General features: G+C 43.7%; 9 protein-coding genes. 8 read left to right on the top strand and 1 reads right to left on the bottom strand.

Going from position 1 to position 12,447, the window contains the following annotated elements:
- Positions 1–11 precede the first annotated feature (11 nt).
- The 6 genes from D0T51_RS06250 (at position 12) to D0T51_RS06225 (ending at position 6,967) form a co-directional block, all read left to right on the top strand.
- On the top strand, positions 12–527 hold the full coding sequence (locus tag D0T51_RS06250; RefSeq protein WP_163726746.1) for a gamma carbonic anhydrase family protein: 516 nt from the start codon (positions 12–14) through the stop codon (positions 525–527).
- Entirely contained in the window at positions 524–1,696 is a 1,173-nt protein-coding gene (locus D0T51_RS06245; protein WP_163726989.1) for a serine hydrolase, read from the top strand. Before D0T51_RS06250 ends, D0T51_RS06245 begins: the two co-directional genes overlap by 4 nt.
- Positions 1,693–2,805, top strand: a complete 1,113-nt coding sequence (locus tag D0T51_RS06240) for a carbohydrate-binding family 9-like protein (protein ID WP_163726743.1) — start codon at positions 1,693–1,695, stop codon at positions 2,803–2,805. Before D0T51_RS06245 ends, D0T51_RS06240 begins: the two co-directional genes overlap by 4 nt.
- A 179-nt stretch (positions 2,806–2,984) precedes the next feature.
- Complete coding sequence (locus D0T51_RS06235) at positions 2,985–3,968, top strand: SPOR domain-containing protein (RefSeq protein WP_163726740.1); 984 nt, start codon at positions 2,985–2,987, stop codon at positions 3,966–3,968.
- 25 nt (positions 3,969–3,993) lie between these two features.
- Positions 3,994–6,006, top strand: a complete 2,013-nt coding sequence (locus D0T51_RS06230; protein ID WP_163726737.1) for a tetratricopeptide repeat protein — start codon at positions 3,994–3,996, stop codon at positions 6,004–6,006.
- A gap of 64 nt (positions 6,007–6,070) precedes the next feature.
- The gene (locus tag D0T51_RS06225) at positions 6,071–6,967 is read left to right on the top strand and encodes a CPBP family intramembrane glutamic endopeptidase (RefSeq protein ID WP_163726734.1); all 897 of its coding nucleotides are present in this window, start codon (positions 6,071–6,073) and stop codon (positions 6,965–6,967) included.
- Between the two features lie 20 nt (positions 6,968–6,987).
- On the opposite strand, the gene lptB is transcribed toward D0T51_RS06225, so the two are convergent.
- Positions 6,988–7,737, bottom strand: a complete 750-nt coding sequence (gene lptB / locus D0T51_RS06220) for an LPS export ABC transporter ATP-binding protein (RefSeq protein ID WP_163726731.1) — start codon at positions 7,735–7,737, stop codon at positions 6,988–6,990.
- Between the two features lie 125 nt (positions 7,738–7,862).
- Between lptB and D0T51_RS06215 the strand changes: the two genes are divergently transcribed.
- Entirely contained in the window at positions 7,863–10,052 is a 2,190-nt protein-coding gene (locus tag D0T51_RS06215; protein ID WP_163726728.1) for a glutamine synthetase III, read from the top strand.
- 795 nt (positions 10,053–10,847) lie between these two features.
- Positions 10,848–12,404, top strand: a complete 1,557-nt coding sequence (locus D0T51_RS06210; RefSeq protein ID WP_163726726.1) for a CHC2 zinc finger domain-containing protein — start codon at positions 10,848–10,850, stop codon at positions 12,402–12,404.
- The last annotated feature ends 43 nt before the right edge of the window (positions 12,405–12,447 follow it).

Here is a 12,447-nt window from a genome sequence, read left to right as displayed (position 1 = left end):
CAATTAATAAAATGGCCCTAATAAAATCAGTCCGAGGTTTTACACCTCAAATAGGAGAAGATACTTTCCTGGCAGACAACGCAGTGATTATAGGAGATGTGGAGATTGGAGAAGGATGTAGTATATGGTTTGGAACCGTATTGCGGGGAGATGTAAACTCGATTCGTATCGGAAAAGGCGTAAACATCCAGGATGGCTCCGTATTACACACCCTCTATGAAAAATCAATTATTGAAATAGAAGACAACGTCTCTGTCGGACACAACGTGACCATACACGGAGCTAAAATATGCAACGGAGCACTGATCGGCATGGGTTCGGTTATTCTGGATCATGCGGTCATAGGAGAAGGTGCTATTATTGCGGCCGGCTCTGTCGTATTAAGTAAAACAATTGTGGAACCGGGCAGTATCTATGCCGGTGCTCCGGCCAAATTCGTAAAGAAGGTGGATCCGGAACAAGCCAAAGAAATCAACCAGAAGATCGCAACAAACTATCATATGTACGCCTCATGGTACAAAGAATGACGACAGCTAAAAAGGTTTGTCTCACACTCATTCTATTTGTATGTGGCCTGGCAGGTTTTCTTTTCCTGCCGGCCAACTATTATTTGCGCCGTGCCATCGTCCACCTGCACCCTAAAATCGATCAATATCCTATTTTTGAAAACCGGATAGTGACCGCCGGTGATCCCCATCCCTGGCAGAAAGCAGAAATGTATAACCTCCTGTCTCTGCCTGCCGCCTATGAAGAACCTTTCAGGAAATACGAAACAGTTGCTTTTGTTATTATCCGGGAAGGTAAACTTCTCTTCGAAGAATATTGGGAAGATTATTCCCCCCGGTCGCACAGTAATTCTTTCTCCATGGCAAAAAGCATTGTCTCACTGGCCATCGGATGTGCTATCGATGACGGTTTCATTCGACATATCGATCAGCCCGTCAGCGACTTCTTTCCGGAATTTCCGGGATATAACGGAAAAACACTCACCTTGCGTCACCTTCTGACAATGAGTGCCGGCGTTCATTTCCAGGAAGCCTACACAACTCCTTTCTCCCCTACGACACAGCTTTATTACGGAAACGACCTGCATAAAGTAACTTTCCATATGAAAGAAAATGAGGAGCCGGGGATACACTTTATCTACCAAAGCGGAGTCACCCAATTACTGACCTTTATCGTCCAAAAAGCGACGGGAGAATCCATCAGTTCGTATGTCTCACGCAAACTATGGACGCCCATGCAAGCCGAAGAGAATGCTTTATGGAGCCTGGACAAAAAAGACGGTATAGAAAAAGCCTATTGCTGTTTCAACAGTAATGCCCGTGACTTTGCCCGATTCGGGCAACTGCTTTTAAACAAAGGCCGCTGGGAAGACCGCCAATTAATTTCGGCCGCTTATCTACAGGAGGCTATTACACCGGACACCTCCCTCTGTTGGAAAGAATACAATGAGCCGAATACGTATTACGGCTTTCAGTTCTGGCGATTGGAATACCAGGGAATGTCTATCCCCTATATGCGGGGCATCCTCGGACAATACGTATTTGTCTTGCCCGAATGGGATGCAGTAGTGGTTCGTTTAGGACGAAAACGCAGTGAGACACGCACTTCGCAACATTATCCCGACGACATCAATATATGGTTGTCGGCCGCAATAAGTATACTTTCACAAACAAACGATCAGTCGATATGAAAAGAATCTATTGGATACTTATCCCTTGTATCCTCCTCCTGTCTTGTACGGAAAAACGCAATAAAGAAGTATGGTATGCCTCAAGATACCCTTTCAATCCCCCAACCTATGTCTGCTATAAGGCACCTTCAGCCATTACGATAGACGGTATACTCTCCCCGGAAGAATGGGAGGCGGTGCCCTGGTCTGCCGACTTTGTCGATATCGAAGGAGACAGCCAACCTCAACCCTATCATCAGACCCGGGTAAAGATGGTACATAATGAAAAAGGCATGTACTTCGCTGTTCAGATGGAAGAACCTCATATATGGGCCACGATCACCGAACACGATGCGGTGATCTACCAGGATAACGACTTCGAATTATTCCTCAACCCAACCAACGACACGCATAATTACCTGGAATACGAAATCAATGCTCTGGGTACCGAATGGGACCTCTTCCTGAGTAAACCCTATCGCGACAATCCGGTGGTATTAAACAACTGGGAGTTCCGGGGAATACAATCCGCCATTCATATCGATGGCACTCTGAATAATCCGACAGATGAAGATACGGCCTGGAGTATCGAAATCTTTCTCCCCTGGAGCGATATCTACCAAGTGAAACGCACAGGCAAAGCCCCTGCCGAAGGTGAACAAATGCGCGTAAACTTCTCCCGTGTTCAATGGACCACCGAAATACAAGACGGAAAATATGTAAAAGTACCCATGCCCGGAGAAGATAAAATCCGTGAACATAATTGGGTATGGGCACCCACCGGAGCCATCAATATCCATATGCCGGAATACTGGGGATATGTACAATTCAGCGAGCAAACAGCCGGAAACACCCAAGTCGCTTTTGTCCCCCGTCGCGAAGAAGAAATCAAATGGATGTTGCGCAACTTATATTACAGGCAACGAGAGTATATGCAGGCCTTTGCACATTATGCCTCTAACCTGGCAGACCTGAAACCCGAAGAGATACTGCCTGCCGAAATGAGGCAAAAGCTGCATATAGAAACCACAGAAACCATGTATGAAATCACCCTGCAAGAAAAAGATACGATATACCGTATCAACCACGAAGGATTAGTCTCTTCACGTGTTCTTATTCAAAATCAGTAAAAACAGGGACTTTTTTATTGCCGATGGGCTTCAGCAACATTGCCGATGCGGTTCAGCAATATTGACGAACATGTTCAGCAATATTGCCGATGCGCATCGGCAATAGAATATACCTTATTTATTCTCCAAAAACCTTCTTTTCTGATTGCTTATTACAGGAAATCTCCTACCTTTGTACTATGCTTCGTATAATAGCACATATCGAACGATTGCTTTTAACACAGGATTGCGTCATTATTCCTGAGGTGGGCGGATTTGTTTTACAAACAGTTTCAGCCACTTATCAAGGGAAGGATCATTCTTTCTCTCCGATGCGCAAAAGGATTGTCTTCAATAAAATATTGACACATACCGATGGCTTGTTGCCGGAATCCTATATGCAGACCTATCAGGTAGACTACCGGAAAGCACAAAATATGGTAGAAGAAGATGTGGCTGATCTGAAAAAGGCATTGCAACAATACGGAAAAGTATCGCTGGGAAATATGGGTTCGCTTTTGCAAGGGGACGAAGGCCAGATTATCTACCAGGCAGGAAAAACCGATTCATTCGATGTGAATTATTACGGATTAACGCACTTCCACTTCCCTGTTCTTGCAGTTAAAACGGAAGAAGAAGATGTGCCGCGGGAAAGAAAACGGAAAAAAGATTTTCTGTACATACCGGTCAATATGCGGTTTATCCGTGGCGCTGTCGCATCGGTGGCTGCCATTATCTTATTTTTACTGATCTCCACCCCCGTAAGGGATATAGAACAATCGGCTTATACGGCCAGCATACTTCCTTCCCAACTCATTCTACCCAAAAGTGAAGCGGTGGAAACACCTGTGGAAACAGAAAAAGCGACGGAAGAAAATACCTCTTCGGAAATATCCACCCCAGTCGTATCAACGCCCAAAGCGGAAGCAACAGCAGCTTCACCGGCGATAAGAAAAAAAATGTTCCATATCGTCGTCGGCAGCTTTCCTTCGGAAGAGAAAGCGAACGAGTTTCTGGGCAAATTAGACCATATCGCCTATCCGGGAGCCGGCGTAGTGATTCGCGACGATCGCTACCGTGTATATGCCCGCAAATATGACAATCGGGAAGAAGCAGAGAACTACCTTTCTACGATCCGTGAAACAGACAAATACAAAGACGCCTGGTTATTTATCGGTAGATAAAAACATGTAATACTTTGTATACAGCATGAATACAGGTTCCGATTTTCAATTAGACACAAATAACAAAGAATTTCAGCATGCCATGCAGCTGGTGACCCATACGCGTCAATCCGTTTTTCTTACCGGAAAGGCGGGAACCGGCAAGTCTACATTCCTGAAATATATATGCGAGAAAACAAAAAAGAAATTTGTCGTACTCGCCCCCACCGGTATTGCGGCGATTAATGCCAAAGGGGTTACCCTGCATTCTTTTTTCAAACTTCCTTTTCGTCCGATGTTGCCTGATGATCCGGACCTGAGTACAAAGAACGGACGCATTTTCGAATTCTTTAAATACCAGAAGAAACACCGCAAACTGATCGAGCAGGTAGAACTTATCATTATTGATGAGATCTCTATGGTCCGGGCAGACACGATTGATTGCATCGATCGTATTCTCCGGGTATTCTCCGGTAACTCCCGTTTACCTTTTGGAGGGAAACAACTCTTATTCGTAGGAGATATCTTTCAGTTGGAACCGGTAGTACCCAGTGACCAAAAAGAGATATTAAGTATGTTTTATGCCAGCCCTTTCTTCTTCTCGGCACGGGTGTTCAAAGAAATTCATCTGGTGCCGATCGAACTGCAAAAGGTGTACAGGCAAACCGATCCGGTCTTTATCAATATCCTGGATCATATCCGCAACAATGCTATCCGCAAAGAAGAGTTGGAAATACTCAATGCGCGTTATTTCCCTTCTTTTGAGCCACGCAATGAAGATATGTACATCACCTTGGCTACCCGGCGCGACCAGGTAGATCATATAAACGAGAAAAAACTGAAAGAGTTGCCGGATAAAGAATTTATTTCCAACGGGATTATCAATGGTGATTTTCCGGAAAATTCACTCCCTACCCAACTCAATCTCTCTATCAAAGAACATGCCCAGGTGATCTTTATCGACAACGACCCGGAACGCAGGTGGGTCAATGGCACTATCGGCATGATCTCCGGCATTGATGAAAACGGGAACGTCTATGTATTGTTGGAGAGTGGGGTCGAACATTTGGTGGAAATGGCCTCCTGGCGGAATTATAAATATAAATACAATGCCAAAGAAAAACGGATCGAAGAGGAGATCATCGGCACTTTCGAACAACTGCCCATCCGCCTGGCCTGGGCGATCACCGTGCATAAGAGTCAGGGGTTGACCTTCAACCGCGTTGTGGTAGACCTGACCGGCGGAGTCTTTGCCGGAGGACAAACCTATGTGGCATTAAGCCGTTGCACCTCTTTGGAAGGTTTGGTTCTGAAAAGCAAAATATCCCCGCATGACATTTTTGTAAGAAAAGAGATCGTTGCCTTCAGTCAGCAATTCAACAATGCGGGACTGATAGAAAAAAGTTTGCAGGAAAGTGAAGCCGAACTTAGTTATGCGCAGGCCATTGAATCTTTCGATAAAGGAGATATAAAAGAAGCCGTCACCTCCTTTGTGACCGCTGTCGGCAAACGCAATGAATTAAATAATCCGGCCATTCAACGGCTTATGCGCGTAAAGCTGCAACGGATCAACACACAGAAAGAAGAGCTTAAGTCATTACGGGAAGAAATACACGCCATGCGTGAACTACAGAAAGAATACGCCCATGAGTATTACCTGATGGGAAACGAATGTATCACCAAAGCACGGGATGCACGTGCTGCCCTGCGTAACTTCAACAAAGCCATCAAGTTAGACCCTACCTATATAGATGCCTGGGTAAGAAAAGGCGTCACTCTCCTGGACAGCCAGGAAGATTATGAAGCTCTTACCTGTTTCAATACGGCTGTCAAATTGAGTCCTTTGGCATTCAAACCCTTGTATAACCGGGGGAAATGCCATCTCAGCCTCAACCATTACGAAGAAGCGATGGCCGACTTTCTGAAAGCTGTATCTATCAAACCCAAACATATCGCGGCACATGAATACCTGGCGGAAGTCTATCGTCATTTAGGCGAAGAGGATTTGGCTCAACGCCATCAGGATATAGCCGGCGAACTGCGGGCAGAAAAAGAGTAGGCTATCGTTAACATAGATAAAAAAAATACCCCTTATATAATTTACATTTTATTCTTTCTACAAAATGAATCTAAAAGGAATATTGGCAGACAGACCAGGTTTACAACAATTATTTGTTTTACTCCTACTGGTATTCGGGGGATATGTTGTGTCTTCTTTTTTAGGTTATTTGCTGCTCCTCGTTTTACATGGAGCGAAGGCCGATCTTTTTCAATACCCGGATACGGTACGCTGGCTTCAGCTCATCTCTTCCATCGGTACCTTTTTACTGCCGGCATGGGGGACCGCCTGGTTATGCAGCCTGCATCCCAGAGAATTTTTGTCCATAGGCAAAATGCCCGGATGCAAGATTTTGTTCTTGGCTTTTATCGGGCTTCTACTTATCACACCAAGCATCAGTCTGACTGAATTTCTTAACCGCCAGTTAGAGTTACCGGCCTCATTGAAAAGTATCGAAGATTGGATGCGCACACAGGAAAATACGGCCAAAGAGTTGACCGATCTGTTATTACGCGACAAAAACCTCTCCTCTTACTTCTTCAATCTATTGGTTATAGCCGTAATGGCTGGTATAACAGAAGAATTCCTTTTTCGCGGAGCCTTGCAAAGTATTATGGGAAGATTCACCCCAAATCATCATATCGTCATCTGGGGTACTGCCCTTTTGTTTAGTATTTTCCATATGCAGTTTTACGGACTTATCCCGCGCATGTTGCTGGGGGCCTATTTCGGATATATCGTTTATTGGAGTAGGAATATTTGGATCCCTATCCTTCTTCATTTTATAAACAATGCGGTGGTTATGACAACGATGTCCAGCGAACGGTTGAAAGAGAAAGACTTTATGACAGGAGACTTTTCGGAGAATCAATTATTGCCCTTGTTTCTCTTCGCTTTGGCCGGTATCCTCTTTTTTATCCCCCTTATAAGGAGATTGAAAAAAAACGGGTGTAATCCGTAATCCGTGTAAGAAGAAGATTCTTACAACTCTTTTTTGCGTAGAATAAAATCTTTACCTAAATACTTTTCACGCACAATCTCGTTCTCCGCCAATTGCTCGGCAGTCCCCTGGAAAAGCACTTTGCCTTCAAAAAGAAGATAGGCACGGTCGCAGATACTGAGGGTTTCATACACATTATGGTCTGTAATAAGGATACCGATATTCTTATGCTTTAGCTTGGCGACAATACTTTGTATATCCTGTACGGCAATCGGGTCGACTCCGGCAAAAGGTTCGTCCAACATAATAAACTTAGGGTCGATAGCCAGGCAGCGGGCTATCTCGGCACGGCGCCTTTCCCCTCCGGACAATTGATCGCCCAGGTTTTTACGCACTTTATGCAAACCAAACTCCGTAATAAGACTCTCTAGTTTGTCCTTTTGATAATCAAGCGATTTATCCGTCATCTCTAAGACAGAACGGATATTGTCCTCCACCGTCATTTTACGGAAGATGGAAGCTTCCTGAGCAAGGTATCCTATGCCATTACGTGCCCGTTTATATACCGGAAACTTCGTTATCTCCATGTCGTTCAGGAATATTTTTCCTTCATTAGGCGTAACCAAGCCGACTGCCATATAAAAGGTGGTCGTCTTTCCGGCTCCATTGGGACCAAGCAGACCCACAATTTCGCCCTGTTTCACATTTACAGAGACATGATTTACGACTGTACGGGTTCTGTATTTCTTTACCAGGTCCTCCGTCCGGAGTACCATTTGCTCTTCTGCCATATTCAAAGATTTGATGCAAAGAAACAGAATAAATCCATTTTGAACAAGAAATAGACAGGACAAATAAGAAACCGTTTCAATTTTGCTTGTATCTTTGCACCCGGTATAACAATAAATTATTTTTTATGTCAACCTCTCGCTTTTATGCAGTAGAAAAAGCTTCCAACCGCAAACCGGTAGAAGCCACAATCCCTCATCAGAAAGTTTCCGAATATTATGGCGCCAACGTCTTTAATCGCAAAGCGATGAAGAAGTACCTATCGAAAGAGACATACGGTGCTTTGACGCGTGCCATAGACAATGGAATTCCTATCGACCGGGAAATAGCCAACCATGTCGCTGCCGGTATGCGTATGTGGGCCCTTGAAAAAGGAGTAACTCATTATACACACTGGTTCCAACCCCTTACCGACGGAACGGCTGAAAAGCATGACGCTTTTGTAGAGCATGACGGCAACGGAGGACTGATCGAAGAATTCAGCGGAAAGCTGTTGGCGCAACAAGAACCGGATGCCTCCAGTTTCCCCAGTGGCGGGTTACGAAACACCTTCGAGGCGCGTGGCTATTCGGCCTGGGATCCTTCTTCACCGGCATTCATTGTAGATGATACCTTATGTATCCCTACTGTTTTTATCGCCTATACAGGTGAAGCCCTCGACTATAAGACCCCTCTTATTCGCTCCATAGAGGCTTTGAACAAGGCAGCCATCGAGGTTTATAAATACTTCGATGAAGATGTCAACAAAATAATCACCTATCTCGGTTGGGAACAGGAATACTTTCTTGTGGATGAAAATTTATATTCGGCACGCCCAGACTTATCCCTTACAGACCGTACGCTTTTAGGACATGAAAGTGCTAAGAATCAACAGTTAGACGATCATTATTTCGGTTCCATCCCCACCCGTGTACAAGAATTCATGAAAGACCTTGAAATAGAATGTTATATTTTAGGTATCCCCGTGAAAACCCGGCATAATGAAGTGGCACCCAATCAGTTCGAATTAGCTCCTATCTATGAAGAATGTAATCTGGCAAACGATCATAACCAACTGCTTATGTCGGTAATGAAACGCATTGCCCGTCACCATAATTTCCGTGTTCTCTTACATGAAAAACCCTTTATGGGCGTGAATGGATCCGGCAAACATTGCAACTGGTCCATGGGGACCGATGCGGGGATTAATCTATTCTCTCCGGGAAAAGACAGGGAAGACAATTTGCGGTTTATCACATTTGTTGTGAATACGATGATGGCTGTATACAAATACAATGCCCTCTTGAAAGCCAGTATTGCTTCAGCCAGTAACGCTTATCGCCTGGGAGCAAACGAAGCACCTCCGGCTATCATCTCTTCCTTTTTAGGAAAACAAATCAGTGAGATCCTGGATAAATTCGAAAACAGCTCCATTGAAGATGCTATCGAGGTGGATGATAAGAAACGATTGTCTCTGGGTTTTGGACAGATACCCGAACTCTTATTGGATAATACCGACCGGAATCGCACCTCTCCTTTTGCTTTTACAGGGAATCGTTTTGAGTTTCGTGCTCCGGGGTCTTCCGCCAACTGCGGCTCTCCGATGCTTGCTCTGAATTCGGCGGTGGCCTATCAACTGATTCAATTCAAAAAAGATGTAGAAGCACTCCGGACAGCGGGCAAAAGCAAAGAGGCAGCCATCTTCGAAGTATTAAAAGCTTATATCAAAGAATCCAAACCCATTCGTTTCGATGGTAATGGATACAGTGAAGAATGGAAAGAGGAAGCAGCCCGCAGAGGATTGGATTGTGAAACCAGCATCCCGTTACAGTATGATGCATACTTAAAACCGGAAGTTGTGGAAATGTTCGAAACAGCCCATGTCTTGAGTAAGAAAGAGCTGGAAGCCCGCAACGAGGTCAAATGGGAAATGTATATAAAAAAGGTACAGATAGAAGCCCGTGTGCTTGGAGATTTATCCCTGAATCATATCATCCCGGTGGTGATTCGTTACCAAACTGTCTTATTGGAAAATATTACCCGGTTAAAAGAAACGTTTGAAAAAGAAGAATACGACGAACTATCTGCCGAACCGCGTAGTCTTATCCGCAAAATAGCTCATCACATCTGTGCAGTGACTAAGATGGTCGATGAGATGATTGAAGCAAGAAAAACAGCAAACCGGATTACGGACTATCGGGAAAAAGCCATTGCATACCATGACACAGTCGCCCCTTTCCTGGATGAAATAAGGAATCACATTGACGACCTGGAGCTTATGGTGGATAATCAAATGTGGCCTTTACCCAAATACAGGGAACTTCTATTCATGCGCTAACGATTTCTTTGGTCCGGACACTGTTATTCATCCGATAACTTACCAACAACCAAAGACGACAAAAACGGGCATTTAACTATATAAACGATCATTCGGGAGAAGGATACACTCCTTCCGAATGATCGTTTTCAGTAGATAGTCGTAAAAATCGAAAGCCGATTATTCACAAAAACATGAGAATAGAAACTTTTTTCACAAACTTTAACCATCCACTAGTAGTGATGAGAATCAAGGAAATATATAAACTCTATCAATAATTTCATCCATTCACCAGGAGATACTGCTTTAAATAAGTCAACTATTTCATATCTTTAACAACTTGTTATTCAAGCCATAAGTAAACAAGATAAAGAAACCTCCTTCCGGAGAGACAAAAGAATGCCTTTTTACCCAAGTTCAAGGCTTACAGCGGTAAGCAATTTGCACAAAGAAACAAGGTGATAAATAGAAGAAGAGTAACAAGTTTAAATGCGAGAAAACAAAGATAGTACGGTATACGATGTTATGAACAAACTTTATGAATAGTATAAAAACAAATACACCAACCGAAATCAAAAACCTACAAAGCCAATTCTCTGTTTCTGAAAAGAACAGAGCCTCTTTTTTATTGTCTGACACAAGCAGGACAAACCACATTCACTTGCCTGTATCCGTCCAGCTAAAAAATAAAGTCATTCCCGGATCGAACAATATTCTTTCCGGTAGTGTTCCATATACAAATTATGGATATGTTATTTCCATCCATAAGAACGAGACCTTTGCAATGATTATTAATTTTGATAATAATATAATTCTATGACACCTACTGAAGTCCAAAACCTTAAGGATAAATTTGCGATTGACCAGGTGATCGGTAAATATATCAACTTGGAATACAGAGGCAGAAAAGCCTTTGGTTCGTGCCCGTTTCATGAAGATGCACATGCTTCCCTGCAAGTAGACCTGCAACGTCAGGTCTATACCTGCTTCGCTTGTGGCGAACGGGGAGACGTGATCTCATTTATCCGGAAAATAGAACATTGTTCTTTCAATGAAGCGGTTCTGCGATTAACAAACAATGCAGAGGAAAAACATATTTCCTCACAAACAATCTATAAGAAGAAAAATAAATCAAACAAACAGATACCCCCTTCGGTTATCCCTCCCTATGTTCAGCCGGAGTACATACCTTATTTTTCCTATGAGGCACGTCATCCGGACAAAGATCCGTCTAATCCCAATGAAGAGTTTTTATCTCTTCTATCCCCCTATTTACCCGAACATCCGGATTTAATAGACACCTATCTGGACTTCGAGGTAAGCCAAGCCCCTTCGATTCTGCCCGCCCATTGGAAAGCTTTTGAAGGCAGGGTTATCTACCCTATTCGTAACTCCGTAAGCGACCTGATTGGTTTTGCCGGTAAAGGAGAATCCCCTTTGTATATAAACACCATGCCCCTTGAGGAAGACTGGGAAGAACTTCCCTTTTTCGGTTATTTTCAGGGACAAGAAAAAATCATATTCGAAGGAGAACTCTACATCGTTGAGGATTATAAAGATGTACTGGCTATGCATGCTGCTGGTTTCATCAATACGATTACCCTTTCAGGCACAAGCCTGACAAAGCAACAGCTCCAATTTATCGGAGAGGATGTAAAAGATGCTTACCTGCTTGTTAACGGTAACCAGCCTAGTCGGAAAACCAATAAAAAATTGGCCCGCATATTGAATAAACACAATATAAAAACCCGGTTATTCTCTCTTCCGGAAGGATACGATCCCGACTCCTTTTTCCGCGAACGGGGGAAAAAAGAATTTACCGTTTGGATAGAAGAACTCACCCATCCGGCTCATTTTACGGAGGAATATCTTTTAGCCATTTGTTTATGTTATCCCCGGGCACGTGTATTTCTTAAAGACGGAAAAAGCAGTCCCTTCGTTCCTTTCCTCTCCCATATGTTGCAAGAGGACAGTGTTCCTTTTGTTCGGGAAAGGCACGCATACATATTGAAACAGATAAATCACTGTGAGTTTTCCGGCCCCATACTCCCTTTGTGGGAATTATTAGAAGATGACCTCTTATTCATAGCAACCGGCTTGATAGAAAAACACGGCCCCATGTTGCAGCAAATGCACTCCCAATACATGGCTATCAGCAATATGAATGAAGAGGAGGCCCTTTCACGCCTTTTCCTCAACATTATGCATGAATATTACGAAGAGCGGCTTTACAAAGATATAGCCGAAATCATTTCCCGGTATCGCCCGACACCCTGCCCCAATGATATGGATACTTTACTCTCATACCTGGACGATCGAAAAGAGAGCAACTTTGTCACTTCCTGCTGGCTGGAACGAATGGGTGTCAACTAAAAACACCACCTCATACCCCATTTCTAAAAATTCACTACCTTTG

It is taken from the genome of Parabacteroides sp. 52 (genome assembly GCF_010500925.1).
Lineage (GTDB): Bacteria > Bacteroidota > Bacteroidia > Bacteroidales > Tannerellaceae > QVMG01.
The sequence above is the reverse complement of the archived record's forward strand: the minus strand, read 5'-3'. Positions and strand labels throughout refer to the sequence as shown.

Bases quoted from the DNA above. Each gene is read 5' to 3' on its own strand.
- D0T51_RS06250 (WP_163726746.1), top strand. From the start codon at position 12: ATGGCCCTAATAAAATCAGTCCGAGGTTTTACACCTCAAATAGGAGAA.
- D0T51_RS06245 (WP_163726989.1), top strand. From the start codon at position 524: ATGACGACAGCTAAAAAGGTTTGTCTCACACTCATTCTATTTGTATGT.
- D0T51_RS06240 (WP_163726743.1), top strand. From the start codon at position 1,693: ATGAAAAGAATCTATTGGATACTTATCCCTTGTATCCTCCTCCTGTCT.
- D0T51_RS06235 (WP_163726740.1), top strand. From the start codon at position 2,985: ATGCTTCGTATAATAGCACATATCGAACGATTGCTTTTAACACAGGAT.
- D0T51_RS06230 (WP_163726737.1), top strand. From the start codon at position 3,994: ATGAATACAGGTTCCGATTTTCAATTAGACACAAATAACAAAGAATTT.
- D0T51_RS06225 (WP_163726734.1), top strand. From the start codon at position 6,071: ATGAATCTAAAAGGAATATTGGCAGACAGACCAGGTTTACAACAATTA.
- lptB (WP_163726731.1), bottom strand. From the start codon at position 7,737: ATGGCAGAAGAGCAAATGGTACTCCGGACGGAGGACCTGGTAAAGAAA.
- D0T51_RS06215 (WP_163726728.1), top strand. From the start codon at position 7,863: ATGTCAACCTCTCGCTTTTATGCAGTAGAAAAAGCTTCCAACCGCAAA.
- D0T51_RS06210 (WP_163726726.1), top strand. From the start codon at position 10,848: ATGACACCTACTGAAGTCCAAAACCTTAAGGATAAATTTGCGATTGAC.